We start from the raw sequence: 25,896 nt of genomic DNA, 5'->3' as shown, positions 1-25,896 counted from the left end.
GCAAGCTGCCTGCCCTGAAAAAGGCAGGGCCCGGCGCAATGCCGGGCCCCGCTCCACAGACTCCGGACTCCCCTGCCCGTCCCATGGGACTGGCCGACGGGAAGCCGGATCCGCTACCGCCTTACTTCACGGCGGTCCAGGCTTCCGACCAGTTCAGGCCCGTGCCCGGCGCGTAGTACTGCGCCGACTGGCCGCACCAGTTGGTGTAGGGCCACGGCTTGCACTCGAAGTCCTGGCCAGCGTTGCTGACGCGTTCGCCGGCCTTGTAGGCCGTGCCTTCCTTGTAGGCCGGGTACTTGCCGCCGCCGGTGCCGCCGCCGCCCTGGTCCTGCTTCTTGACCGTGACGGTGTGCTCGGCCGAGGACGAGCCCTTTTCATTGGTCACGGTCAGACCGAACGTGTAAGCCTTGTCCTGCGACAGCTTGGGCGCGACGAAGCTCAGGTCGGCCTGGTTCACCGGGGCGGTGATACCGGCCGGCAGCTTCCACAGATACGTCAGCTTGCCGCCGCCGTTGTTCGAGTTCTTGCCCGACAGCAGCACGGTGGCGCCGCCCTCGGCGGTGGCCGGGCCGGTCAGCTTGGCCGTCGGCGGCACGATGCCGGTGGGGGGATCGACGGGCTCCGGACCGCGCTGGTCGACGGCGAAGCTGTAGACCTTGTTCAGGCCGTAGACTTCGTTGCCGTTGGCAACCGGCTGCGGCACGACCTTGCCGTCGGCGCCGAGCTTGCCCAGGCGGACGATGCCGGACGCATTGTTGGTCTTCTGGGACAGCACATACTGCCACTGCTCGGGCTTTTCCTGGCCCTTGGACACGATGATCGAGTGGCTTTCCAGATCGCCGCCGCGCACCTTGTCGAACACGCGCAGGGTCATGGTCGAGCCGGTCTCGACCTGGCCGCCCTCCAGCGTGCCGCTGGCCTTCCACTGCATGTCGACGGGCATCACGTCCACGTTCGAGCACGAGTAGAAGCCTTCCTTGGCATCCCCCGGATCACGCTGCCAGACCGTGTAGATGACGCGCTTGCCGGTGTACTGGGCCGGGATCTTCACGTCCAGCTTGGTAATCTTGTCGTCGCCGGGACGGTCCAGCCAGCCCGAATCGCCGATCAGTTCCAGATCGGACCAGCGCAGGCCCGCCTTGGGATCGTAGCTGTCCTTGCTGATGTAGGTGCGGAAGTACTTGGTGATGTGCGGAGCGGTCTGCTGGTACTTGAACGTCAGCTTGCCGTCCGCGCCCGGCGTCAGGACCGTGGTGGGCCAATCATAATTGCCGTCGATTTCCTTCCAGTCTTCCTTGCCGCCAGCGCACAGCAGGCCGTCGGGAATGTAGTCCTGATGATTGTCCAGCACGCCGCCCACCGCATTGGACATCCAGCTGGACGACTGCGAGGCGATCTTGCCGCAGCCGCTGTGCTTGGGATTGCTCCAGGGGGTATCGAACTTGTTGCACGCGTATTCGCGGCTGGGCGGGTCGATCAGGGAACCGTGGGCGTTGGCGGAGGTCGGAGCCATGGCCATCAGCACGGCCTGGGTCAGGGCCGCGACGGGCAGCGCCATCTTGACCGCGTTGCGCAGGGAAGCACGCATCTCTGTTGAGTCCTTTGAATGTGAGAATGAAGGTGAGCGCCAACGCGAATCCGGATGAAGCCGCGAATCGCGAAAGCGGGCGCATTATGTGGACCGCCCTTCATTCGAAAAACCATTCTCAAGAGAGCCTGAATATCGGAGCGCCAGCTGGCCTGAACCTGCGCTGCGCGCACCTCGTCCCGCGCCTCGCCCGCCGCTCCAGCCGCGCCGAGGCCGGCATTGCCCCTTCGATAAAAAAAGGCGCCGTCAAGGCACCTTACTCCAACCGGACCGCCGCGCCTTGCGCGGCTTCGCCGGGTTCTGGAGGATCTTCGTTTTCAAGCGCGCCGCCGCGCGGCAACAGCGGCATGGTCAGGATGAACGTGCTGCCCTGGCTCGGCCGCGATTTCACCATCACTTCCGCGCCATGCCCCTTGGCCACGGCGGCCACGATGGCCAGGCCCATGCCCACGCCGTCCTGGCAGTGCCTGCGCGCTCCGGCGGCCCGATAGAACGCCTGGCACAGCCGGGGCAAGGCCTCGGCCGCGATGCCCACGCCCTGGTCCGCCACGTACAGACGCGCGGCATTGCCCATCCGCTGCGCGCCCAGCGTGACCCGCGTGCCGGAAGCCGAATACTTGACGGCGTTCTCCAGCAGATTGACGACGGCGCGCAACAGCATGCAATAGTCGCCGGCGACCCACAGCGTTTCATCGCCGTCCCGCACGTCGATCGACACGCCCTTCTTGTCGGCCAGGGGCAGCACCTGGTCCGCCGCGCTGTGCGCCAGGTCTTGCAGCGACACCGGCAGGAAACGCGACCGGTCCAGCCGTTCCGCGCGCGACCTCTGCATGAAGTGCTGCGCGACCGACAAGCCGTATTGCACCTGGTCCCGCACCGAACGCAGAAAGTCATGATGCACCACCTCGGCCTTGTCCGCGCCCTGCTTGTCGACCAGCGCCAGAACGGCCGACAGGGGACTGCGCAGGTCGTGCACCATCTGCGCGACGGCGTCGCGGTCGGGCGCGGCGGGCGCGAGCTTCGGCGGTTCGGATGGCGTCGCGGCCGCCTGGGGCACAGCCTCGCGCGACACCAACGCCTGGATCCGTGAAGCGCCGACGCGCCAGTGGACCACGCAGCCCAGCATGAACAACACCGCCATCGCCGGCGACCCCGCCGGCGTCACGCGCCGCGCGATGATCAGCGTCAGCACCACGGCGGTCCAGAAGACCGCCAGGCGCAGCGCGGCTCGTCCACGCTGATGGAACAGGCCCAGGGCCACGATGAACAAGGCAACGCAGGCGATGACCAGCACATCCGCCGCGCTGAAAGGCCGGGGCGGCGAACCCACGCGGCCCCCGGGCAGAACCAGCGCCAGGGCGACGATGCTCAGGTGACAGCACAGCCAGGCGTTACGGCAAGGCGCAAGCGCCGTGTCGTTGGCTCGCGAACCCGGAAAATTCGACAGTTCCATATCCCACCATCCCAGAAAAATCAGGCCACGCGCTCCAGGCGGTATCCGTAGTTGTAGACCGTGGAGACCACATAGCCGTTGCGCGCGCGCAGGCCCAGCGCCGAGCGCAGGTTGCTGATGTACGTGGCCAGGCTGGCGTCGTACTTCCGGTCCACGGTGCCCCAGATGTGCTGGCACAGCGCGTCCTTGGTCAGGATCCGGCCTGGGTTGCGGAACAGCAATGCCGCCAGCTCGAACTCGCGCGCGGGCAGGCTGACGGGCCGCCCTTGCACGGTCAGCCTGCGCGATTGCAGGTCGAACGCATAGGGGCCGACCTGCAGCTCCTGCCCCGGCGCATCGGCATGGCGGGAACGCCTGGCCTGCGCGGCCACGCGCGCCAGCAGCTCGCGCTCGCGCAGCGGCTTGTGCAGGTAATCGTCCGCGCCCGCGTTCAGCGCGGTGACGACGTCGTCCTCGTCGTCGCGCTGCGTCAGCATCAGGATGGGCATGGAGCGGTTCAGATTGGACCGCGCCCAGGACAGCACGGACAGGCCGGACGCGCCGGGCACTTCCCAGTCCAGCAAGGCCGCGTCCACGACCTGGCTGCGCAACAGCGCGATGAAGCTGTCGCCGTCGCCGCGCGCCACCACCTGATGGCCGCGATCGTGCAGCAGCTTGGTGACCCAATCCCGCTGGGCCGGACAGTCCTCGAGAACGGCGACGATCATGCTGCGCCTCCCCGGGTCGTCGCAGGTACTTTGAACATGCGCATGCCTCCGGTCAGTTATGTGTCAGGGACGCATCATTCCATAACAAATTTGCCCACCCAATCAGAAAATTCTCAAAGAAAAGGTGTGGTAGGTTTTGCTAACCAAATTCATTTTCCGTGGCAGAAACCGGCCTCTCAACGCCGCTCGTCGTACAGGAAGATCCAGTCCGCGTAGCGGCTCTTGCCCGCGAAATCCCCCAAGCTGGCGGGGAATCCGTCCTGCTTGAGCGGCTTGCCCGGCGCCTGGCTGTAGACGCCGATGACGCCTCCGTCGGGCCCCTTCACCACGCCCCAATCGGCGCTGCCCGTGAGCGGATCCCGGTACAGGCGGCGCAGATGCCGCAACATGAACGGCACGCGGCTGTCCTTGAGCAAGGCGTCGAGGGATCTTGGAAACGCCGGCGACGGGCCGGCCCGGTAGTAGGATGCGATGGCTCGCTGGAACTGCTGGCCGATGAACAGCAGCTCGGCCTCGCGCGCGCGCTGCTGCTGCATGCTCCAGGGTCGCGCCGTGGCGGCCAGGCCCGCGGCGATGGCGGCCGCCAGCATCAGCACGCCCAGGTACGCCAGGCCGGACTGCGCGCGCGCCGGCGCGCTACCACGCCTCATAGCTGCTTCCGTCCAGGCCCTTGCCCGGCGCGCCGCTCTTCACGTCCGCCACGCCGCCTTCTTCGGCGGCCTGCGTCTTCCAGGAATCGCGCTTGCCCGTCAGCGGGTCCAGCGGCAACTCGCGCAGGTACTTGCCGGACACCAGCTTTTCCAGCCCTTCCGGATTGACGCCATGATCGGCGCGGTAGTCGTCGATGGCCAGCCGGATCGCGCGCAGATTGTGTCGCAGCACCGTCTCTCGCGCGCGGTCGTTGCTCTTGAAGAAAGAAGGCGCCACCAGCGCCGTCAGCACGCCGACGATGGCCATCACGGCCAGCAGCTCGATCAGCGTGAAACCGGCGCAGGCGCGCCTACCATTCGTTGTACGGGATGCCATTGGTTCCTTTTCTTTCGCTGCGGGAGCGCAGGTCGAACACGTCGCGGCCGGACGAGAATGACTCGGCCGAACTGTCGTAGCTGCGGGTCTCCCAGGTGTCGGCCGCGTCCGTGCCCTCGCAGGACTCGCACATCGGATCCGCCGGCAGGCGCCGCAGGAAGTACAGCTTGCCCCCGTTCGGATCGGTCTTGTCCGTCACGCCCCGCGTCAGGCTGTCCAGATCCGGCGGATAGCCGCTGCGATCCAGGGACTTGTCGATCTTCCCCTCCAGGCTGGCCGCGTGATAGGCGTCGATCGCATCGCGCACGATGCGCAGGCTGTGCCGCAGGTCCTCTTCCTGATTGCGGCGGCGGACCAGATCGGCGTAGGGCAGCGCCACGCTCAGCAACAGCGCCAGCAGCGTGAGCGCGGCCAGCATTTCGATCAGGGTGAAGCCTTGTTGCCTGCGCATGGACATCCTCAATACGGCCGCGCCAGCGGCGCGTCCAGCCCGGGCCGGGCCGGCGCGGTCGTCAAGGGCAGCACGGTCACGCTGGCTTCGGTGCCGGACGGGAAATAGCTGTTGGACGCCGCCGGCAGCTCTAGCGAACGCTCCACGTGCGGCGTCAGCAGCAGCACGATCTCGGTCGACTCCTCGCTGTCCTTGGTGCTGCCGAACAGACTGCCCAGCCATTCCAGCGTGCTCAGCCCCGGCAGGCCGCTGGTGTTGCCGGATTGCTTCTGATTGACCAGCCCGGCCAGCACCTGCGTTTCGCCGTCCCTCGCGGTCATGACGGTCTCGGCGTTGCGGGTGCTCATGGGATAGACCACGCCGCCGCCGGCCGTCTTCACCTCGCCCTTCAGGTTGCTGACTTCCATGCTGACCTTGACGGACACGTCGTTACCCAGCGTGACCTGCGGCTCGACCTGCAGGCTCAGGCCGACGTCCTGATAATTCACCGACTCGGTCACCACGCCATTGGCGTTGGTGGTGGTCACCACCGGCACCTTCTCGCCAATCTTGATGCTGGCCTTTTCCATGTTGCGCACGCGGATCTTGGGATTGGCAAGCACGCGGGTCTTGCCGCGCTTCTGCAACAGGTTCAGGGCCATGGACAGCTCGTTGCGGCTGGAAACGCCCAGCATTTCGCTGTTCAGGCCGAGGATGTCGCCCACGGTCACCTTGCCGCTCTCGCCTTGCGGCAGGATAGACAGGCGCAGGTCGCTGGGATAATCCACGCCGACTTCCAGCTCGTCATTGGTGTTCACCTCCAGCACGCGCACGTCCATGGTCACTTCCGATTGCGCCAGGTCCAGGGCGGCGACGATGCGCTCGGCCACCGCGATGACCTCGGGTGTATCGCGCACGATCAGCGCGTTGGCGCGTTCGTCCAGGTGCACGTTCTTGATCGTGCCCACCTGCCGCAGCGCGGGCACCACCTTGGCGGCCTGGGCATTGCTCAGGTAGAACACGCGCACCATCAGCTCGCGGTATTCCTTGGACTTTTCCGCGCTGGCCGGATAGATCAGCAGGCTGCGCTCGCTCAGCACCTTCTTCTCGAGCTTGCTGGTGCGCAACAGCAGATTGATGGCGTCCTCGGCGGTCGTCTGGTCGGCGATGATGGTGGCCGGCGCCGACGAGGCCACCTCCGGATCCAGCACGAAGTCCACGCCGGCGATCTTCGAAATGGCCTCCAGGATCTGCACCACCGGCTGCGACTTGAAATTCAGCGAGACGGGCTTGCGCAGCGCGTCGGCCAACTTGGGCCGTGCCGAGGCGCGCTGCGCCTGGGCGCGCATCAGGGTGGCGCGCAGCGCCCTGGCCGGTTCGTAGTCCGGCTGTTCCTGCAGGATGCGGTTGACGATGTCCAACGCCTCGGCCGGATGGTCGGCCTGCCGCTTGCCGGCCTCGGCCAGGTCCCGCTTGAGCAGCAGGCGACGCTCCAGCTGCGCTTGCAGCTGGCGGGCGCGCATATTGCCGGGCTGGACGGCCAGCAAGGCGGACAGTTCAGCCTGCGCGCCGGCTTCGTCGCCAGCAGCCATCTTGCCGCGCACGCGCTGCAGCAGGTCCAGCGCGGCCTGCGCGCCATCGCGCGCCAGGTTCTTGCCGTTCTCGATATCGTCGGGCGCCTGCTCCTGGCGGGCCAGCGCCTGCGCGTAGCGTCCGGCGGCGTCGGACGACGGCGCATCGCCAGCGCCCTGCCTGAACATTCCCGGCGCCGAGCAGCCGCCCAGGACGAGACCGAGTAGCGCCGCCGTGGCGGCATATCTGGAAATCATGATGATCCTGTTCATTGAGGAAATTCGGTAGAGGACGGCAGGTCCACGCTCACCTCCTGGCCGTCCGGCGCCAACAGCACCGCGCGTCCGGGTTCCAGGGACTTCAGGCGGTACCCGTCCCTGGGTGCGCCGCCGGGCCGCAGCGCGGACGGCGCGGCGCAGCGCTGGCACAGCAGATACAGGCGGTCCTCGGAGCGCAACACCACGATCCGCTGCCCCGCTTCGCGCCACTCGCCCACGCGGGCAAACAGCGGCGCGGCGACGGCATCCGCCGCCGGGGCGGACCTGGACCGCTGCGCGGCGGCGGACGCCGCGTCCGCATCCGCGTCCTGTCCTTGTCCGTCCTGCGCTTCCCGCGTCGCGCGCGACAGCGAGTCCCAGCTTTGCGACGGAAAGATATCGACGTTGCCCGCCCGCGCGACGCCCGCGACGCCACAGGCCGCCAGCAATGCGGCCATCATGCCCACGCGCGCCCGGCTCATCGCGGCGCTCCCAGCATGCTCAGCTTCATCTTCACCTCGATCAGCCGGTTCTCCGGGCGCTGGCGATCCAGCGCCAGCGTCTCCATGCGCAGCAGCGGCTGCGCGGCCAGCAGCTCCAGCGCCGCGGTCAGGTCCTTGTAGGAGCCCACCGCCGACACATCCATCGACGTGCGCCGCAGGCTGCCGCGCACGGCGTCCTCGCCGCGATAGCGGATGTCGATCAGCAGCAGCCCGGCCCCGCCCAGCTGCTCCATCACGGCGAGCTTGCGCTGGTCCAGCGCCAGGCGCAGCTGCGCGCGCACCTGCTCCATGGCAGCGGCCGGCGCCGACGCGGATGTGTGGCAGGCCTGCAATTGCGCGATCAGCTCGATGCGCTGGCGGCGCAGCTCGCCCTGCTCGGGCCACAGCACGAAGGCGCCGTGGACGGCCAGCACGATGGCGCTTGCCAGCGCGAGCAGGCCGCCCCGGCCCAGCGCCGCGCGCCAGCGCTGCAGATGCCAGCGGCAGCACGCCAGCAATGGAACATTGCCCAACGCCTCGCGGCGCTTGACCAACACAGCACGCAGGTTCATCGGACCTCCACCAGGATCGACACGACGGTGGCCTGGTTCGGATCGCCCGGCCGCAGGCCGTGACGCTCGACCACGGCGTAAAAGCCCGGCTGCGCCGCGTTCAGGCGCTGGACGAAGGCGAAAGCCTCTTTCAGGCTGGCGACCAGCATTTCCACGCGAGCGGACTTGCCGCCCGACTCCAGCTTCAGTCCCAGCATGGCCACGCGCGGCGACCAGGCCTTCTCGACCGCGCGCAGGATGGCCGGCCGCAGCCGGTCCTCGGCTCGCTGGCGCGACAGCAGGGCCTCGATCTCACGCTCCTCGGGCGATTGCGCCAGCCTGCGGCGCTGCTCGCGTTCCTGCTGGAGGCGGCGCTGCGCCAGGCTGTCCTCCATGGACGCGACCTCGCGGCGCAGGGCCAGGACGCTCCATTCGCGCCAGGCCGTCAGGCCAACCACGACCAGCAGCAGCAGGCCGGCGACCAGGCAGGCGCCATTGAGCCCGGCGCGCCGCGCGAAGTCCGCCATCCCTCTCGTCCGGGCCTTCATGCCGCCGCCGCCAGCATGGGATGCGGCGCGCCCAGCCAGCGCGAGGCGTCCGGCAAGGGCAGCGCATCCGGCGCGCACAAGGACGACCAGCGATAGCCGTTCCCGCCCGCGCGGCCGCACAGCAGTTCGGCCGCGGATAACAAGGTCTCCAACGACTGCCCCGGATCGCGGCGCAGCGTGATCAGATCTTCCCAGCCCTTTGCGGACCGCCACAGGCAGCTCAGCGCACCGGTCTCGGCCAGCACCAGGCCGCCGCTGTCGCGCAGCGCGGCGCGATGCCGCGCCAGGCAGGAAGACAGCAGATCGTGGCAGGACCACAACCGCCAGCCGCCAGCCGAGGCCGTGCGCTCCAGCGCGTCGAGCAGGCCGTCGTCGATGCCGAAAGCCAGCCGCGCGCGGCCATGGCGACCCGCGTCCAGCCGCAGGCGCAGCGGTCCGGCGACCCCGCGCTCGCGCATCAGCGCCCGCGCATAGGCCTCCCATTGACGATCGCCGCCGCCCAGCGTGGCTTGCCAGGGCAGCACCTGCGCATGCGCCCACGGATAGCCGATCCACACGCGCAGCCGGTTGCGCCACGCGCCGCGCCGGCGCCGCAGGCCGGCCAGCAATTCGCCGGCCGCGCCTGCCGGATCGCCGCCATGCGGCTGGCTGCGGCCATGCTCCAGCGGCGCCAGCACCGTCACCTTCTCGGCGTCGATCAGCATGGCGCGTTCATTCCATAGCGACGGCACGGCACACCTCCTGATAAGTCGTCAGCCCGCGCGCGACCGCCTCGCCGGCGGCATCGCGCATCGATTGATAGTCGGCGCAGGCGGCCAGGGCCGCTTGCCTGCGTTCCGGGGACCGTTCCAGCAGCGCCGATTTCATGCGGCTGTCCAGGCGCAATACCTCGGCCAGCGCGATGCGCCCCAGGAAGCCGGTGCCGCGACATGCCTCGCATGCCGCAGCCGGCGCGACCGGCCCGCCGCCGCAATGGGGACACAGGCGCCGCACCAGCCGCTGCGACACCACGCCATTGAGCGATTCCAGGAACGTGGCCGCCTCCACATCCATATAGAGAAAGCGGTCGATCACGCTGAACGCGTCATTGGCATGCACCGAAGACAGCACGCGGTGCCCGGTCAGCGCCGACTGCACCGCGATGGCGGCGGTTTCCGCATCGCGGATCTCGCCCACCAGGATCGTGTCCGGGTCGTGACGCAGGATGGAGCGCAGCCCCCGCGCGAAGGTCAGTCCCTTCTTTTCGTTGACGGGAATCTGCAGCACGCCGGCCATTTCGTACTCCACCGGATCCTCGATGGTGATGATCTTCTCGTCGCCGGTGTTCAGCTCGGACAGCGCGCCATACAGCGTCGTCGACTTGCCGCTGCCCGTCGGACCCGTGATCAGCGTCAGGCCATAGGGCAGCTGCGCCAGCGCGCGGATGCGCGCGGCGGTCTGCGCCGGAAAGCCCAGGCCATCCAGGCTGAGGCGCTCGTCCTTCTGCGAGCGGTCCAGCAGGCGCAGCACCGCGTTCTCGCCATGGTTGCCCGGCATGATGGACACGCGGAAATCCACCTCTCGGCCCTGCAGCTCGACCTTGAAGCGCCCGTCCTGTGGCACGCGCTTCTCGGCGATATCCAGGCTGGACAGCACCTTCAGGCGCGACATCACCTGATTCGCGGTCAGCTGGCCAGGCACCTTGCGGATGGTGAGCATCGCGCCGTCGATGCGGTAGCGGATCAGCAGCCCTTCCTCGTCCGACTCCAGGTGGATATCGCTGGCGCGGCTCTGCAGGCCGTCATAGAGCGTCATGTTCACCAGCCGGATCACCGGGCTTTCGTCCTTGGCGAGCGAGGCGATGGAAATGGACTCCACCGCCTTGGCCAGCGTGTCCTCGGCAACGTCCACGGCAACGCCGTCGAGCACGCGTTCGCTGGCCTCGGCCTGCTTGAGCCAGGCGTCGACCGCGCCCGGCAGGGCCAGCGCGAACCACACCGGCCGGCCCTCGAAGCGCGTCTGCAACCACAGCCGCACGCGCCGGTCCAGCGGCGCGCTCATGACCGCCAGCAGCTCGCCGTCCCGCTCCACCATCGCGACGCGGCAGTGCAGGGCGTCGGCCAGCGGCAGCACGTCGTGCCTGGCGACGGCCCTGGCCCAGTCGGCCGGCTCCATATGCTGCATGCCCAGCGCCATGGCGACCATGGGCAGCAGCTGTGGCGCGCGCGCGAGTTCCTGCTCAAGCAGGCCGGGCCGCGCGATCCACGCCTGCGTCTGCGTCGTCCCGGATTCGGGCATCGATTCCGTCATGTTCATCTCCTGGCCGGACGGCGCGGGCGCCTGTCCGCGCGCCTATCCCATGCTGCTGGCCAATTCGAAGATCGGCATGTACAGCAGCACCACGATGGTCCCCACCATTGCGCCGACCACCAGCATCAGCAATGGCTCGAAGACCTTTCCGAAAACCTCGACCGCATGGTCCAGGGTGCTATCGTGAAACAGCGCGATCCGTTCGCACATGCCGCCCAGGTCGCCGCTGTGCTCGCCCACCCGCAGCAGGCGGCGGGCCACCGGCGTGGTCAGTCCGTGCGCGGCCAGCGTCTCGCTCACCGCCTTGCCGGCGCGCAGCTCGGCCAGAGCCTGTTCCAGCCTCGCGGCCAGCCGTTGCGGCAACAGGCGCCGCGACAACTCCAGCGCCTGCAGCACCGGCGTGCCGCCTTCGACCAGCAGCCCCACCGTCCGATAGAAGCGCGCCAGCACGAACAGAAAGGCCACGTCGCGCAGCTTGGGCAGCCGCCAGATCAACGCGGCCAGCGCCGCGCGGATGCGCGCCGTGCGCAACGCCAGCACGGCAGCTGCGATCACGCCGGCGATGCCCGCGCCCAGCGCCATGCCGTGTTCCCGCACCAGCCGCGCCCACCACAGCAGGGCCTGCGCCGTGGCCGGCAGGGCCTGCAGGCTTTCGAACACCACGGCGAAGCGCGGGATCACGAAGAACAGCATGAACATCAGGACGCCGAAGCCGACCGCGACCACGGCGGCCGGATACAGCAACGCGCCCACGACCCTCTTGCGGATGTTCTCGATCCGCAGCTCGTAGTGCTGATAACGCCGCAGCGCCTGTGGCAGCTGCCCGCTGCCCTCGGCCGACGCCACGGTGGCCACCAGCAACTCCGGGAATACGTCCGGCTGCGCCTGCATGGCCTTCGACAGGGGTTGCCCCTGGTACAGCTCCTTGAGCAGGGCCGCGAGCACGGCCTGCACCTGGCGGCTGCCGGCGCCGGCCTTGTCGCTCAGAGCCTCAAGGGCTTCGATCAGGGCCAGCCCCGCCTCCAGCAGCGCCGACAGCTCCTGCAGCAGCAGGCCCAGCGAGATGCGGCGGCGCTTGCCGGCGGCGCCCGCGATGCGCGCGGGCCTGACGCGCTGCACGTCCAGGACCACGCCCTCATCCGGGCCGATCTGCGCGACGGCGGCGTCCTTGCTGCCGGCGCGGCATACGCGCTCGCAGACCTGGTCCCGCCGCAACAGCCGGACCCTGTATTCGCCGCCCATGTCAGCCGCCAACCCGGCGGCGCCGTTCGCGCTCGCCCGCCAATTCCAGGTACAGCGGCCATACCCGCTCGACATAGCGCGTCCTGGCGGCCTCTCGGTTCGCCGCGCTGCCGGCGTTGTACGCGCCGACGGCGCGCCAGGTGCGGCCATGCCGCCTGATAAAACCGGACAGGATGGACGCGCCCACGTCGATCGACAGGCAGGGCTCGTCCAGCAGGCGCTGGCGCGTGATGCCCTGGCGCGCGAGGTCGGGCAGGTGCATGCTGTTGATCTGCATCAGGCCGATGTCATGGCTGCCGTCGCGATTGCGGTTGATGGCCCGGGCATCGAGCGACGACTCCGCGCTGGCGATGGCATAGAGCAGCAAGGGATCGATGCCGTGGCGCTGGCCGGCGGCGCGCCAGCAATCGGGCGCCGCGCTCGCGGCGGAAGCCGACAACAGGCAGGCGACCGCCAGCGCGGCGCGCGCCCTAGAGGCCATAAACCAGTTCCCCATTGCCGCCCGCCCGGCCTTCCTCGCCCAGCGAAACGATCTCTGCCTCGCCGCCGCGCCCCGGCACGTTCAGCTGATAGGGCCGCCCCCACGCATCGGCGGGCACGTCCTTCGCCAGGTAGGGGCCGTACCAATTCGATATGCCCTGCGGCGCCTTGACCAGCGCCTGCAATCCCTGGTCGGACGAGGGATAGCTGCCCACGTCCAGCCGGTACTGCACCAGCGCATCGCCCAGCGTCTTCATCTGCGCCTGGGTGGCGCGCACCTTGGCGCGGTCGACCTGGGAAAAGAGCTTGGGCCCGACGTAGCCCGCCAGCAAGGCGATGATCAGCAACACGACCAGCAGTTCCAGCAAGGTGAAGCCCTGCTGCGCGGCGCGGCCACGCCGCAGATTGAAAGTCTTCATGATTGCGCTTGGTATCCAAAGAGCGCCGCGCTCGCGGCGGATCCCTCGCGCGGCACGGCGCGCGGGCGGCGGATCGGCGTGCCGCCTTCGGGGAAAGGCCGGCATCTTGGCACCGCGCATGCGCGGCCTCAACGTTTCCAAAACGAATCTAAATTGCGCGGTCCGTCGACGCGACGCAATCGCGCGCACTTCTATTTAGAAAACCCTGAGAAGCGTGGCGTCCGCTACGCCGCGCCGCTTCAATGGCGCTTTTTTTTCGGCGCCGACAGGCGCGCAACCCAGGAACGACGAAGCATGAACCCGCCTATTCATGCCGCCCACGGCGGCTATTCCCGAGCCCAGATCGCCTTGCATTGGCTGAGCGTGGCCCTGATGTGTTCGCTGGTGCTGGCCGGCGAACTGCGCCATCTGCTGGTAGAGCACGCCGACCTGCGGATGCGGCCGATCATGATCGTGCACATCGGCAGCGGCATGGCGCTGCTGGTCGTGATGCTGATGCGCAGCGCGCTGCGCGCGAGCCGCGCCAAACCCATCGGCGCGACCACCCTGCAGCAGTGGTGCGCCCACATCGTCCACCTGGCCATGTATGTCTTCGTGCTGGGCGAATGCCTGGCCGGCTGGGTCATCGTCAACGCCAAGGGCCTGGTCATTCCGATGCCCGGCATGGGCTGGGACTTCCCCCGGCTGGTGGACGCCGATCCGCAGCTGGTCCGCTACATGGTCCAGGCCCACGAATGGCTCGGCTTCCTGCTCTACGCCCTGCTGGCCGCGCACATCGGCGCCGCGCTGTGGCATCACTGGGTCGTCAAGGACGGCACGCTGGGCCACATGGGCGGTCCGGGCTGGCGCCTGGCGCGGCGCGGACAGCGCCTGCAGAACGCGTCCTGAGCGACACCCCGGACGCTGGCGCATCGCGGTTTTGCGCAAATCCGGAATTCGGGTAGAATTCGCTCCCGCCTTGGTTCCGGTTGATTGACCCGAAAGCCAGGCGCAGGCAACGGCGCTGTCGGCATGACGGCGACGCCAGCCAAAAACGCGGGAGTAGCTCAGTTGGTAGAGCGCAACCTTGCCAAGGTTGAGGTCGCGAGTTCGAGACTCGTCTCCCGCTCCAGATAGTGATCTACAGACTTCTACTGACGTCTGTAAGTCGTTGAAAAGAGGGGCTTCGGCCCCTTTTTTCATTCCAGCGAGCGCCACGGAAATCCACCCACAGCTACCGTTTTTGAGTGACCAATTGAGGCACAAGAATACGGTTGGGACGGCTACCGGATAGTTGCTGGGGCTGAGCGGGAACCATGACGAGCATTAGGCCTAAGTCATAACTTAGGAGCCTCGAAATGGCACTCTCTGATCTGACCGTCCGGCAGGCAAGGACCACCGGCAAACGCTACACCCTCTCCGACAACGACTGCCTGGGCCTGATGGTCTCTGCCGCAGGCGGCAAGTCGTGGATCTTCCGCTACTACTGGCTGGGCAAGCAAAAGCGCATGTCCCTGGGCGGCTATCCCGCCCTCAGCCTGCGTGAGGCCCGCACCGAGCGGGACAAGGCCCAAGCCCTGCTCGCCAGGGGGATCGATCCCCAAATCGAACGCGACCAGCGCCGGCACGCGGCCAAGCTGGCGGGCGAATACACCTTCAAGAACGTCTTCGATGCCTGGGTCGAGCATCGCCGCAAGGAACTCAAGGAAGGCCGCCAGAGCACGCTGTCGCAGATCCTGCGCATTTTCAACAAGGACGTGCTGCCTACTCTGGGGAAGATGTCGATCTACGACATTCGTCGCCCCCAACTCGTGGGCGTCGTGGCGGCAATCGAGAAGCGCAAGGCGTTCACCACCGCCGAGAAAGTCCGCACCTGGTTCAACCAGATGTTCCGCTATGCCCTGGTCATCGCCGAGGGGCTGGAAGTCAACCCGGCCGCGGACCTGGACGTGGTGGCTGAGCCCAAGCCCCCGGTGGCTCACAACCCCTACTTGCACCTGCCCGAGCTGCCCGAGTTCCTTCAGAAGCTCCGGCTCTACAACCCCCGCGGCTGGCAGACCCAGCTTGGCGTCCGGCTGCTGTTCCTGACGGGGGTGCGCACGGGCGAGCTACGGCTGGCCGAGCCTGAGCAATTCGACCTCGACCGCGGTTTGTGGATCATTCCGCCGCAGGTCGTCAAGCAGCTCCAGGACGAAATGCGCAAGGCCGGGAAGCGCCCGCAGGACGTGCCGCCCTACATCGTGCCCCTGTCCCTGCAGGCCATCGAGATCGTGCGCTATCTCCTGGGCGTGATGCGGCCGGCGCAGAAGTACCTGCTGTCGCACCGCAGCGAACTCAAGAAGCGCATCAGCGAGAACACCCTCAACAAGGCCGTGCAGCTCATGGGGTATGAGGGGCGCCTGACCGGCCACGGCATCCGCGGCACCATTTCGACGGCACTCAACGAAATCGGCTATCCGAAGATTTGGGTGGACGCGCAGCTTTCGCACTCCGACCCGAACAAGGTCAGCTCGGCCTACAACCATGCCAAGTACGTAGAGCCGCGACGCCGCATGATGCAGGACTGGGCAGACCGTCTCGACCTGCTCGAACAGGGCGAAGTGGAAGCCGCGAGCGCGCACCTGACCATCCGTATCGACGGGGTACCGGCGATGGCGGAAGTAGAGGAAGCGGTGGGCGCGGTCCCTCCGGTGGCCGAGCCCGCAGTCGCTGGTTTGCCGCCCGTGGTGGCCACGCCCATCGTCGTGACCCCTAACAGCGGTGGAATCACGTTCCAGAGGCTGTCGCAGGTGCCGCCGCCTCCGGTGCATGCCCCGGAGCCGGAAGTGTCCGCCATCCAGCGCGAGCGCGAGGAAATGCTGGCCATCTACGAGTCGCCGAACAATCTGCCGGTCCCGCTATTCGGCAAGCTGGCCGGGAAGTCCAAGGACCAGATCAACCGCGAGCTGAAGGCGGGCAAGCTGCTGTCGATCAGCCTGGGCAACCGGGGGCAGCGGGTTCCCGACTGGCAACTGGTGCCGCTCAAGCACAAGCTGGCCCAAGTGCTCATGAACCAGTGCCCGCACGCCGATTCGTGGGACCTGTACCGCATGCTGACCCAGCCTCACCCCGACCTAGGTGATCGTGCGGCCATTGACGCGGTGACGCCGACCAACGTGCCCGCGATCATCCGGGTCATCATGGGCGACTACCAGCACGACGCGGCTGTGCCAGAGGCTCTCATGCCGCGGTCCGTCACCGAGGATGTGCGGCAGAGCGTTCGCCAGCTTGTAGATCGCGTAGCGGTGCTTGCGGAGGTCTAATCCTCGCGTTGCAACCTATGGCTGGGGTGATAATCACTTCGCCATAGTGGTATCACTGCGCTCAGCCTAGCTTGGCAACTTGCAGCGCCCTACGTTCAAACCGATCGGTGGCCTCAGCTTGTACGTAGGGCCGTTGCAAATACGTCACGACCTCGTAAGGGCCGTCGGCGAGTGGCCGCATGCTGAGACCCCACTCATGAGCACGCACGATGCGCGAGTGCGCGGCTATCCCGATCCCGTAACCAGCCGCGACCCATAGCGCCATCATCTCAAAGGAAGTCACCCGCTGGACGTTTTGCTGGTCAAGAGGCATGAGAGCCGTCAACTCCTCATCCAAGAGGGGGCAAACCTCCTCCTGCCAACGATAGACCGGATAGTCTTGGAGATCGGAGAGAGTGAGCTTCCCTCGTTCGAGCAAGCGGAATCGCGGCGGCAAGGCAGCGGCCATGATCTCCGTCCACAACGGCTGAGTTTGGAGGGCTGGGTCGCCGGACACCTGAAGTGACACCCCGACGTCGTAGCGGCCTTCACGAAGGCCTGCCTGCAGTTCTTCACCCGTGACCTCAAAAAACGAGACAGAGACGTCCGGCTCTTCCGCGCGATGCAACGCGAGAAGCGCTGAAAGCTGCGAGGAAGAAACACCCGGCGTTACCGCAAGCCTGAGACAGAAGGGGTGACTGGTGGCGTTGTGCATGGAAGCCCCACAGAAGCGACAAAGCAGGTCAAGGGCAAGCCAACATGATAGTAAAGAGAGAACTTTAACGTCTAGAACTTTAACGTGGTTAATTTCAGTGGATTGTTCGACGCTTCTGCTAATGCAGAAGACGACTATTCAGCCAGGGCGCCCCTCTGGAACATCCACGTATGAATCCAAACCAGCGTTGGCCTTCGGACAGGCCGTGCGAGCTGCTCGCGTCGCTCAGGGGGTTGCCCAAGACGAGTTCGCGGCTCGGGCAGGCGTAGCACGTTCTCACATGGGCAAGATCGAGCGTGGGCAACATGTGCCCACGCTTCCGCTCATCCTCAAAATCGCCGCAGCGCTCAAGATAAGTGCAGCGGAACTGATGGCAGCGACTGAACGCAATCTTCGTGCCGAGATCGATTCATGAGCCATCGCTGGGTCAAACCATACATACTCACCCCTCAGCCTGTGAGCGCAAGCGCATGACAAACCGATCCAAGGGAGGCGACAGGATCGTACTTTGAGGCCGAAGCAGATAGGTCGTGATGACGGCTTCCTCCAAAGCCAAAGGGCGGCCGACGACATCAGGACGTTGATTAACTGCCATTCTGGCTGCTGTGGTGAAGCCGACGCCGTAGCCAGCCCCAACCAAGGTAAGCATCATGTGCAGTGAAGCTACGTGCGCAACAACATTCGGCTCCCGTTCCATCGGTCGAAGAACACGGGCCAGCTCGCGGCAATAGCCTTCGCATACCTGAGGGTCGCAAAAGACCAGAGGATGGGTCGCAAGTTCCTGTAACGGCACTTCCTTGTGGGCAAGTAGCGGATGGCGAATGGGGACCGCCACGACCAAGGGATCTTGCCAGACCGGTTCGGCAACGACGTCGTCGCCCACGTCGCCTGTGTGTGCGAAGCCGATCAGAAAGTCGCCTGATCGCAGCCCTCGCAATTGTTCGGCAAGCGGAACCTCCGAAAGCCGTATCTCGATCTCCGGCTCTTCCTCCCGGCAACGGGCCAGAAACGCCGATAGACGAGGATCGATTGCGCCATCGGAGATCGCAACCCGCAGGCAACCACGCAGACCTGCTGCGATGGCACTCACATTTTCTCGCGCGTGCTCCAAGACCGTAAATAGCCTACGAATGTCCCGCAAGAAAACGGTGCCGGCTGGAGTTAGGACTGTTCCTCGCCGATTCCGATCAAAGAGAATCACGCCCAGTTCCTCCTCCAACTCCTTGATGGCTCGCGACAACGGTGGTTGCTCTATATGCAGGCGCTCAGCGGCCCGGCTGAAGTGCAGTTCCTCAGCCAAGGCGACAAAGCAGCGTAAGTGCCTGAGTTCCATCGGTGCTCCCGGCATTGCTCTTGTCGCGTCCCTTGGCACCGTTTCGGCAGCTACTCGGCTGCGGCATCCGTTCCCTGGTGTGGAGCTTCTTTGCGTTCTGCAGCAGGTGATACCGGGACGCGACGACTATGTGTCTTCGTACAAAAGGGCTGCAGAGCCATGGACTTGCCTCAACGCACCCTGTTCTGGTGCGCGCCGTTTATGCGATTGCGGTGCCCCGAGCGGCATTGCGGGCACCATGTTGTTCGTGCCGCAATGCCGTGGTCACCTGTCAATCACTTGCGGGAGCTAATTGCCAGACACCAGCGGCCCGCTCCCAGGCCTTGATCTCCGGCACGTCCTCCTGTTGGCCGGCGGCTCTTGTCGAAAGCAGCTCGACGAATTCTTCGAGATGGTTGTCGGCCGAATGCGTTGAGCCACCGCTGACCATCCCCTCGACGTACTGATCCCTCGAACTACTGAAGGTCAACCCATATTGCGGTGCCATCTGTGAGACCTCTTCCGGCGTGAGTCCGATTTGCGCTTGGAAGAAGTTTTCGATGCCGGCGGGTGCCCATACAGCGTACATGCGAGCTTGTGTTAGGCCTTGGTTCCCGAACGTGTGCACGTGATAGCGCGGCAGATAAATCAGTGTGCCAGGCCCGGCGACCTCGGTGTGGAGCACATCCTTGGGCGAGTTGACGCCCGGGACGTCGTCAATATCGGGATGGTGCTTTTCCCCCATCGCAACAAGAACGGCGCCTTCTGCGATGTACAGCCATTCGTTCTCGTAATGGTGGATGTGGGGAAATGGACCGGGCCCTGCCTCGAATGTGATCTCGGCCAAGGTGTACCTCTGTCCGGTAGTTGCTCCTACCTTGTGGAAGGTAAAGATCTCGCCGCCTGGTCCCTCCAGCACCAGCGGGTTTCTGTCCGGCTTGATGTGGAAAATCTTCAACAGGTCGTAAGGACTGTCCCGATGCTTGTGCTTGGCGCTGCCAGAACGATTGAATGCATAGTTCTTCATCATTAACTCCTTCCTCTTTCCTTGCATGCGATGTCTGCGGCGAAACTCGCTGGAACAACGTGAGCCAGGCCGTTATTCGCCTCCTACCTGTCCAGTTACTTTCTTGGCGATCCACCTCCCTATCGGTCTTAACCAAAGATGCTGATGAAATTCCAATCCATATCGCCGATCAATGTCGAAGCGATGCCGTCGGTGAGAACCTGGTCTTTCCAAACGAGCGTGACCAAGGCGATCTTGTTTTTCAAACGGCTCATGTTTATCCCCCGTGGGGAAAGCGCCACGCTTGAACTCGCGCGGCCAGCCACCAGATGCCGAGGCCGGCCAACGCGGTCGCCGCGCCCACGGGGCCGATGACGCTCCAGCTCGCGCCTGCCGCCACCGCCATCCCGCCTAGCCACGGGCCGAGCGCATTGGCGAAATTGAACGCCGAATGGTTGCATGCCGCGGCCAAGGTCTGCGCTTCGCCGGCCACGTCCATCAGATGCAACTGCAGTGCCGGCGACATCGCCATCATCGTGCCGACCAGCGCCGCCGCCGGCAGCACCAGCCATGGCGAATGCGCAGCCCAACCGAACGCCAGCAGCACCAGCAGCGACCAACCGAGGATGATCGCGATGGCGCGCAAACCGAACTTGTCGAACAGCCAGCCGCCGGCCTGCGCGCCGATAAAGGCGCCGACACCGAACGCGACCATGCCGAACGGAATCCAGCGTTCGGACAACCCGGCCACCTCGGTCATCGCAGGCGCCAGGTAGCTGAAGACGCAGAACATACCGGCGAAGCCGATTGCACCGATTGCCAGCGCCAGCCACACCGGCGCACGGTTGAACGCCTTCAGTTCCGCCAGCGGCCGCGCCGGGTTCTCGCTGCGGTCGTCCGGCAACAGCCAGGCGATCAACGCCATGGTCAGCACCAGCACCAGCGCGACGAACCAGAATGCCAGCCGCCAGCTCAGGGCCTGGCCGAGCCAGGTCGCGAGCGGGTTGCCGAGCAGCAAGGCCACGGTCAGCCCAGAGAACACCTGCCCGACCACCTTGCCGCGATTCTGCGCCGGGGTGATCGTCGCTGCCACCAGCGCCGCCACGCCGAAGAATGCGCCATGCGGCAGGCCGACGACGAAACGCGCCACGACCATGCTGTGGTAACCCGGCGCCAATGCGGTAGCGACGCTGCCGGCCACGTACAGCGCCAGCAACGCCAGCAACATCGGCTTGCGCCGCAACCGCGCGCAGGTGATCGCCAGCAGCGGCGCACCGACCACCACGCCCAACGCATAGGCGCTGATGATGTGGCCGACTTGCTGCTCGCTGATCGCCAGCCCGGCGGTCAGGCTCGGTAGCAGCCCGATCGGTGCGAACTCGCTGGTGCCGATCGCGAAAAAGCCTAACGCCAGCGCGAGTAGCACCAGGGTGTAATGGCCGCGACTGAGCGCGGGCGTGGCGACAGCGGGCGAAGCAGTCATCGCTCATCCTCGGATTTCGGGGGAAAGGCCTTAGCGGGTTTATGAAACATCCGGGTTAGCTCAGCCAAAGATGTTGATGAAGTTCCCATCCATATCTCGGATCAATGTCGAGGCGATGCCGTCGGTGATAACCTGCTCTTTCCAAACGAGCGTGACACCCTTGCGTTCCAGTTCCTGGGTGACTTGCGCCAGGTCGTCGGTTCGCAGAACGATGGCCTTGAAGCCAACGCTTTCCAGATGGTGCGGAGGCTCGACCAGTGAAGACGGGCGCGGCGCTTTCCCTGTGCTGATCAACTCGATCAACATGCCCTTGCCCTCCAGGAAGGCGAAGTGGGCTCCTACGATAGCGAACTCGCCGGAGCGAACCTCACGGAAACCTAGCACGTCGCGATACCACGCGATGGCCTGATCGAGGTTGGACACGGAAATGGCGATGTTCTCGAAGCGCAGCTTGTCGATGGCCGATGTGGTCGTGTTGCTCATGGGATCACCTGCGTCCAGCCGCCATCAGCGACAAACTCACCACCAGTGAAATAGGACGACTCTGCAGATGCCAGGAACAGCGCCGCGTTGGCAATTTCCTCGGGCGTACCGAACCGTCCCAGCGGGATGTGCGTGGCCATCTGAGCCGCGCGCTCTTCCAACTGCTGCGCGCTCATCCCGAGCTTGTCGTACAGCGGCGTCGTGACGGGGCCGGGACTGATCGCGTTGACCCGTATGCCGCGCTTGGCCAGCTCGCCGGCCAGCACGCGCACCAGCGAGCGCGCCGCAGCCTTCGAGGAGGCGTAGGCCAGCGTGCCGGGCATGCCCAGGCGAGCATTGATGGACGTGTTCACGACGATGCTGGAACCCTTGCCCAGCAGGGGGAGCAGTTGCTGCACGGTGAACACCACGCCCTTGACGTTGATTGCGTGGATTTCATCGAACAGGTCCTCGGTCAGTTCTTCCAGTGGAGCGAACTTGGCGATCCCGGCGTTGATGAACAGCACATCCAGGTGGTCGACGTGCTGCTTCACCTGTGCCGCGAGTTGCGGCAGCTCGGCGATCTTGGAGGCATCGGAGCGGATGGCAACCACATCGTCACCGAGGTCCTTCTGTGCGGCAGCGAGGCGCTGAGTGTCCTGGCCTGTGATGAGGACGCGCGCGCCCTCATTCCGAAACAGGTGGGCGGAAGCCAGGCCGATGCCTGTGGTTCCGCCGGTGATCAAGGCAATCTTGTCTTTCAAACGGCTCATGTTTATCTACCTTTGGGGGAGTGAGGTGACGACGCACGCTACCGTCGTCACGAGGGTGTGTCGGGTGGCGTTTCAGGCAGCTTTGCCCTTGGCAAGTTGCAGGGTCACTTCAGCCACACGCTGACCGAGGTGCCGGGCAGTTGCCAGGTCGGCCTCGGGAGGTGCCACATCGGACCCTTGGTCGGCGTTGGACTGGGCACCGGCGCCGAGCCAGATCCCGAGACGGTTCAGATCCTGCTCGGAGCCCGTGCTTGAATTGTTGGCCGGCGGCAGGCCAAGGCTGACCCAGTGCATGCCTTGCTGCGCCGCGAAGAGCGCAATCTGGACCAGCGTGGCGAGCTTGTCGCCCGAGCGTGAGGCCGAATTGCTGAAGCCTGCGGCCACCTTGTCCTTCCACTTGAAGCCTGCCGCGAACACCTTCTGTGACGTTGCATCCAGGAAGGCTTTGAACTGCGCCGAAGGGCCGCCCATGTAAGTCGGGGCTCCGAAGATGATGGCGTCGGCGCGTTCGAGTTCTTCCCACGGTGCTTTTGCGCCATCGACGTGCACCAACAGCACATCGACGCCCGCCACTGCACCAGCGCCCGCCGCCACCGCTTCGGCCTGTTTGGCGGTGTGCCCATAACCGCTGTGATAGACGACGGCCACTTGAATCCTGATATCGCTCATTGACGTACTCCTGGGGTGTTAAAGAATTAATGTAGCATACATAGATACACTAAGGCGCACAATGTTCCGCACGAGGATCAGGATCGCGTCATCGGAATGGTCTGTTGCGCGCTGTGTGTCGTGCGCCGTTGATGACGCGCTGCCTGGCTGGCCTGTGTGCGGACTTCGAAGAGCGATGAACGGGCTCGCCGATGAAGCAAGACGATGTGGTCGCTATCAGGCCGGAGCGCGATACTTGGCTCGGCTGATTCGAGACTCAGGCCATCAAGGTCTGGGGCGGAAGGGGGGCCAACGGCAAGCCGTGCAACACAGGAGATTGGCGTTCGGCTCGCAGACCTCCCGCCTGCCTGACAGCAGGTGTGGCGACGGTCGCCGCCTTTGGATGGTCGGCTTCAGATCGGCCCGGTAGCGCCGTCAAGGCCCGGGGGAACGAAGGCAAAGCCGGCATGTGCCTCGACCTTCTTCACGATGTCCGCCAAGGTCGTTTTCGACAGGATCTTCTCCATCGCCTTGGTGAACTCATCGAACTGCTCCTCCAGGACCGGGATGATGTAGCGGCCGACGTAGCATGAGGGATCAGGCTTGGATCGGTGCAGCGCGAAGTACTGCGGCTCTTCCACGGCCTTGTAGATGTCCAGCAAGGTGATCTTGCTGGCCGGCTTGGCCAACAGGGCGCCCCCGCCTTGCCCCATCTGACCGCGCGTCAAGCCGGCATCGGACAGTGCGCCGAGAATGCGGCGCACTGTGGTGGGGTTGGTATTGACGCTGCGGGCCAAGTCCTCGGAACGAACGACCTGCCCCTGGTGCAGGGCGATGCCGGAGAGGATGTGAATGGCGACAGCAAAACGTGTGGACGTCGGCAATGGGTTTCCGGTAACCAGATATCGTGGTAGCCCGAAATTGTAGCCGGAGTGCATACACATGTAAATCCGAGCCGGCCTAGATCGCTGGCAGGGTTCGGCGCTGAAGCTTGAGCAACCAACGCCGGAGCGTCCGTGCGGCGCCCAGTTCATTCAATGCCTCTTGGCGCGGTTCTGTTATCCAATCGTCACGCCGATCTTGCCGAAATGCTTGCCGTCTTTTTGAAACGAAAACGCATCGCGCAGTTCGGTCAGATCAAATGAGCGGTCTATGACCGGCTGAATGGCACCGGCATCGATCGCACGGACCAGGTCGATCTGATGGCGGCGACTGCCGACGATCAGGCCCTGCAGGCGAATCTGCTTTGCCATCAATGCAGCAGTCGGAACGGGGCCGGCGGCCCCTGTGAGCACGCCGATCAGGGCAATGTGGCCCCCGACTTTCGCCGCCCCAATGGATTGGGCGAGCGTGCCTGCGCCGCCGACCTCGACGACGTGATCAACCCCACGTCCGTTGGTGATCTCCAGCACGGTTTTCGACCACTCGGGGGTGTGACGGTAATTGATCGTGTGGTCGGCGCCCAGTTCCCTGGCTTTGGCGAGCTTTTCATCGGATGAGGAAGTGAGGATCACCGTGGCGCCCATCGATTTCGCCAATTGCAAGGCGAAGATGGATACGCCGCCTGTGCCAAGCAGAAGCACGGTGTCGCCTGCCTTGAGATGGCCATCGACAACCAGCGCACGCCATGCCGTGACGCCCGCAGTGGTCAGCGTCGCCGCCTGCGCATGGCTATAGCCGCGCGGAGCATGTGTGAACGCGCTAGCGGGGGCCACCACGTATTCCCTCGCATAGCCATCGATGCCATCACCTGGTGTCGTTGAGAAATCTGCCACCAGAGGCACTCCGTCCAGCCACCCGGGGAAGAATGTCGAAACCACAGAGTCGCCCGGTGCGAACTCGGTGACACCAGGTCCTACCGCTTCGACGACACCGGCGCCATCCGACAAGGGGATACGTCCATCGGCCGTCCGCATATGGCCAAGAACCACGGCGAGGTCATGGAAGTTCAGTGAACTGGCTTTGACCTTCACCCGCACTTCGCCCAGTCTGGGAGCGCCAGGGTCTGGCAGGTCTACCGCTTCAAGGTGTTCGAGGCCCGCGGGCTGGTTCAGTCGGATTGCTTTCATGACGATTACCTCTCATTGGATGTGTTGGAAAAAAACTGGGCGGATGACCACGTTGGCGACCTCGTTGTGAAGCGCTGCGCCAGCCGTGCAGCGTTGGCGGAATTCGCGTCTACGGCTTCTCCTGCTCTGGCCTTGCCGGTTCGCCGAACGCCTTGACGAAAGCCCTTAGCGCGGGTGATTGGTTTTCAGGATGCCAGGCCATTGCCAGTTCCAGCGTCGGGCCGGTTTCGGCAAGCTCCACCGCGACTACGCCCTGCGGGAGCATCGCGATATACGATTCAGGCAGCAGGCACACCGCACCGGCCGAGCGGATGAGTGACATTGCCATCAGGACATTCTCGGCCTCGTAAGCCCACTTAAGAGAGAGCCCCAGGCTTCGAAGCAGTGCCTGCACCGCATCGACAAGCACGGGGGCGAATTCGTAGGGAATGCCAATGAAAGGCTCGTGACGCAGTTGTCCGAGCTTCACGGTGCGCCGGCTGGCGAACTTGTGCCCTTTGGGTAGAGCCACAACGAGCTTCTCCTGTCGAACGGTGCGCAAGTGCAGTCCCTTACTCTGCGCTGATGGGCGGATGAAGGCCAGATCGACTTTGCGCTCAATGACTTCATCGATCAGTTCGGGTGAGGACCGGCTTTGCAATGTCAGTTCGATCTTGGGAGACGTGATGTGGAGCGTGTTGATGACGCTCACCAGCTTGCCAAGTTCAACGCCTTGCAGCACTCCCACGGTCAGGTGAAATTGCTGGGCCCCTGCGGCTCGTCGGGCTGTGTCGATGGCCCGCTCAGCCTGAGCGAGCACCAGGCGAGCCTCATTCAGGAAGACTGTGCCTGCCTCGGTGAGTTTGACGCTTCGGGTGGATCGCTCGAAAAGAGCAACCTGAAGGAAATCTTCAAGGTCGCGAATCTGCCGGCTCAGGGAGGGTTGCGCGGTGTGAAGACGCTCCGCCGCACGGGTGAAGGTTCCGGCCTCGACGATCGCTATGAAATAGCGCAGGTGACGCAGCTCCAAGGTCTTCGGCCTCCACTTTATTAAGACTTGAAAAGCATGGATTAAGAGAAAGCAAGTCTTTCTCATCTCACTTTCAGAAGACTAACATGCGAATGATTTCTGTGTCGCAACCTGC

The 25,896-nt window shown here is 65.2% G+C and carries 29 protein-coding genes and 1 tRNA gene; 4 read left to right on the top strand and 26 right to left on the bottom strand.

Features of this window, described 5'->3' with window-relative positions:
- Positions 1-121 precede the first annotated feature (121 nt).
- From C2U31_RS10705 to gspG, 15 genes are all read right to left on the bottom strand, one after another.
- Positions 122-1,588 carry a lytic polysaccharide monooxygenase gene (locus C2U31_RS10705; protein WP_103272833.1) on the bottom strand — a complete coding sequence of 489 codons (1,467 nt, stop codon included), beginning with the start codon at positions 1,586-1,588 and terminating at the stop codon, positions 122-124.
- Positions 1,589-1,844: 256 nt separating this feature from the next.
- Positions 1,845-3,041: a cell wall metabolism sensor histidine kinase WalK gene (locus tag C2U31_RS10700; protein WP_103272832.1), complete on the bottom strand. Its 1,197-nt coding sequence runs from the start codon at positions 3,039-3,041 to the stop codon at positions 1,845-1,847.
- A gap of 20 nt (positions 3,042-3,061) precedes the next feature.
- Entirely contained in the window at positions 3,062-3,748 is a 687-nt protein-coding gene (locus tag C2U31_RS10695) for a response regulator transcription factor (protein ID WP_103272831.1), read from the bottom strand.
- Positions 3,749-3,924: 176 nt separating this feature from the next.
- Positions 3,925-4,398 carry a type II secretory pathway, pseudopilin PulG gene (locus tag C2U31_RS10690; protein WP_103272830.1) on the bottom strand — a complete coding sequence of 158 codons (474 nt, stop codon included), beginning with the start codon at positions 4,396-4,398 and terminating at the stop codon, positions 3,925-3,927.
- Positions 4,385-4,774 (bottom strand): type II secretion system protein, encoded by a 390-nt coding sequence (locus tag C2U31_RS10685; RefSeq protein ID WP_103272829.1) that lies wholly within the window; start codon positions 4,772-4,774, stop codon positions 4,385-4,387. Before C2U31_RS10685 ends, C2U31_RS10690 begins: the two co-directional genes overlap by 14 nt.
- Positions 4,749-5,225 (bottom strand): type II secretion system protein, encoded by a 477-nt coding sequence (locus tag C2U31_RS10680; protein WP_103276334.1) that lies wholly within the window; start codon positions 5,223-5,225, stop codon positions 4,749-4,751. Before C2U31_RS10680 ends, C2U31_RS10685 begins: the two co-directional genes overlap by 26 nt.
- 8 nt (positions 5,226-5,233) lie before the next feature.
- Entirely contained in the window at positions 5,234-7,033 is a 1,800-nt protein-coding gene (locus tag C2U31_RS10675; RefSeq protein ID WP_158658337.1) for a secretin N-terminal domain-containing protein, read from the bottom strand.
- Between the two features lie 11 nt (positions 7,034-7,044).
- Positions 7,045-7,500, bottom strand: a complete 456-nt coding sequence (locus C2U31_RS10670; protein ID WP_158658336.1) for a hypothetical protein — start codon at positions 7,498-7,500, stop codon at positions 7,045-7,047.
- Positions 7,501-7,511: 11 nt separating this feature from the next.
- Positions 7,512-8,087 carry a hypothetical protein gene (locus C2U31_RS10665; RefSeq protein WP_103272826.1) on the bottom strand — a complete coding sequence of 192 codons (576 nt, stop codon included), beginning with the start codon at positions 8,085-8,087 and terminating at the stop codon, positions 7,512-7,514.
- Complete coding sequence (locus C2U31_RS10660) at positions 8,084-8,593, bottom strand: hypothetical protein (RefSeq protein WP_103272825.1); 510 nt, start codon at positions 8,591-8,593, stop codon at positions 8,084-8,086. Before C2U31_RS10660 ends, C2U31_RS10665 begins: the two co-directional genes overlap by 4 nt.
- A 17-nt stretch (positions 8,594-8,610) precedes the next feature.
- Positions 8,611-9,345 (bottom strand): hypothetical protein, encoded by a 735-nt coding sequence (locus C2U31_RS10655; protein WP_158658335.1) that lies wholly within the window; start codon positions 9,343-9,345, stop codon positions 8,611-8,613.
- Positions 9,326-10,903, bottom strand: coding sequence for a GspE/PulE family protein (locus C2U31_RS10650; protein WP_233772723.1), 1,578 nt, complete (start codon positions 10,901-10,903; stop codon positions 9,326-9,328). Before C2U31_RS10650 ends, C2U31_RS10655 begins: the two co-directional genes overlap by 20 nt.
- Before the next feature lie 42 nt (positions 10,904-10,945).
- Entirely contained in the window at positions 10,946-12,145 is a 1,200-nt protein-coding gene (locus C2U31_RS10645; protein ID WP_103272822.1) for a type II secretion system F family protein, read from the bottom strand.
- A 1-nt stretch (position 12,146) separates the two neighbouring features.
- The gene (locus C2U31_RS10640; RefSeq protein WP_103272821.1) at positions 12,147-12,626 is read right to left on the bottom strand and encodes a lytic transglycosylase domain-containing protein; all 480 of its coding nucleotides are present in this window, start codon (positions 12,624-12,626) and stop codon (positions 12,147-12,149) included.
- Positions 12,616-13,044, bottom strand: a complete 429-nt coding sequence (gene gspG, locus C2U31_RS10635; RefSeq protein WP_103272820.1) for a type II secretion system major pseudopilin GspG — start codon at positions 13,042-13,044, stop codon at positions 12,616-12,618. Before gspG ends, C2U31_RS10640 begins: the two co-directional genes overlap by 11 nt.
- A gap of 294 nt (positions 13,045-13,338) precedes the next feature.
- Between gspG and C2U31_RS10630 the strand changes: the two genes are divergently transcribed.
- From C2U31_RS10630 to C2U31_RS10620, 3 genes are all read left to right on the top strand, one after another.
- Entirely contained in the window at positions 13,339-13,932 is a 594-nt protein-coding gene (locus tag C2U31_RS10630) for a cytochrome b (protein WP_103272819.1), read from the top strand.
- A gap of 147 nt (positions 13,933-14,079) precedes the next feature.
- Positions 14,080-14,155: transfer RNA gene (locus C2U31_RS10625), tRNA-Gly, on the top strand.
- 226 nt (positions 14,156-14,381) lie between these two features.
- Positions 14,382-16,325, top strand: a complete 1,944-nt coding sequence (locus C2U31_RS10620) for an integrase arm-type DNA-binding domain-containing protein (RefSeq protein WP_103272818.1) — start codon at positions 14,382-14,384, stop codon at positions 16,323-16,325.
- A gap of 61 nt (positions 16,326-16,386) precedes the next feature.
- Here the strand turns inward: C2U31_RS10620 and C2U31_RS10615 are convergent, their stop codons facing one another.
- The gene (locus C2U31_RS10615) at positions 16,387-17,019 is read right to left on the bottom strand and encodes a substrate-binding domain-containing protein (RefSeq protein WP_103272817.1); all 633 of its coding nucleotides are present in this window, start codon (positions 17,017-17,019) and stop codon (positions 16,387-16,389) included.
- Positions 17,020-17,140: 121 nt separating this feature from the next.
- Here C2U31_RS10615 and C2U31_RS10610 point away from each other — a divergent pair, with 121 nt between their 5' ends.
- Complete coding sequence (locus C2U31_RS10610; RefSeq protein WP_103272816.1) at positions 17,141-17,434, top strand: helix-turn-helix domain-containing protein; 294 nt, start codon at positions 17,141-17,143, stop codon at positions 17,432-17,434.
- A gap of 27 nt (positions 17,435-17,461) precedes the next feature.
- Here the strand turns inward: C2U31_RS10610 and C2U31_RS10605 are convergent, their stop codons facing one another.
- The 10 genes from C2U31_RS10605 to C2U31_RS10565 form a co-directional block, all read right to left on the bottom strand.
- Complete coding sequence (locus C2U31_RS10605; RefSeq protein WP_103272815.1) at positions 17,462-18,352, bottom strand: LysR family transcriptional regulator; 891 nt, start codon at positions 18,350-18,352, stop codon at positions 17,462-17,464.
- Between the two features lie 271 nt (positions 18,353-18,623).
- On the bottom strand, positions 18,624-19,361 hold the full coding sequence (locus tag C2U31_RS10600; protein ID WP_158658334.1) for a cupin domain-containing protein: 738 nt from the start codon (positions 19,359-19,361) through the stop codon (positions 18,624-18,626).
- A 125-nt stretch (positions 19,362-19,486) separates the two neighbouring features.
- On the bottom strand, positions 19,487-19,612 hold the full coding sequence (locus C2U31_RS31120) for a hypothetical protein (RefSeq protein ID WP_255414620.1): 126 nt from the start codon (positions 19,610-19,612) through the stop codon (positions 19,487-19,489).
- A gap of 2 nt (positions 19,613-19,614) precedes the next feature.
- Positions 19,615-20,820 carry an MFS transporter gene (locus C2U31_RS10595; protein ID WP_103272813.1) on the bottom strand — a complete coding sequence of 402 codons (1,206 nt, stop codon included), beginning with the start codon at positions 20,818-20,820 and terminating at the stop codon, positions 19,615-19,617.
- Positions 20,821-20,880: 60 nt separating this feature from the next.
- Positions 20,881-21,303, bottom strand: a complete 423-nt coding sequence (locus tag C2U31_RS10590) for a VOC family protein (RefSeq protein WP_103272812.1) — start codon at positions 21,301-21,303, stop codon at positions 20,881-20,883.
- Positions 21,300-22,055, bottom strand: a complete 756-nt coding sequence (locus C2U31_RS10585; RefSeq protein WP_103272811.1) for an SDR family oxidoreductase — start codon at positions 22,053-22,055, stop codon at positions 21,300-21,302. The genes C2U31_RS10590 and C2U31_RS10585 overlap by 4 nt, the downstream gene beginning before the upstream one ends.
- A 72-nt stretch (positions 22,056-22,127) precedes the next feature.
- The gene (locus C2U31_RS10580; RefSeq protein WP_103272810.1) at positions 22,128-22,724 is read right to left on the bottom strand and encodes a flavodoxin family protein; all 597 of its coding nucleotides are present in this window, start codon (positions 22,722-22,724) and stop codon (positions 22,128-22,130) included.
- A gap of 392 nt (positions 22,725-23,116) precedes the next feature.
- Positions 23,117-23,641: an Rrf2 family transcriptional regulator gene (locus C2U31_RS10575; RefSeq protein WP_233772721.1), complete on the bottom strand. Its 525-nt coding sequence runs from the start codon at positions 23,639-23,641 to the stop codon at positions 23,117-23,119.
- 120 nt (positions 23,642-23,761) lie between these two features.
- On the bottom strand, positions 23,762-24,772 hold the full coding sequence (locus C2U31_RS10570) for an NAD(P)-dependent alcohol dehydrogenase (RefSeq protein ID WP_103272808.1): 1,011 nt from the start codon (positions 24,770-24,772) through the stop codon (positions 23,762-23,764).
- 109 nt (positions 24,773-24,881) lie between these two features.
- Entirely contained in the window at positions 24,882-25,781 is a 900-nt protein-coding gene (locus tag C2U31_RS10565; RefSeq protein WP_158658333.1) for a LysR substrate-binding domain-containing protein, read from the bottom strand.
- Positions 25,782-25,896: the final 115 nt, after the last annotated feature.

Source organism: Achromobacter sp. AONIH1 (assembly GCF_002902905.1).
Lineage (GTDB): Bacteria > Pseudomonadota > Gammaproteobacteria > Burkholderiales > Burkholderiaceae_B > Achromobacter.
The sequence above is the reverse complement of the archived record's forward strand: the minus strand, read 5'-3'. Positions and strand labels throughout refer to the sequence as shown.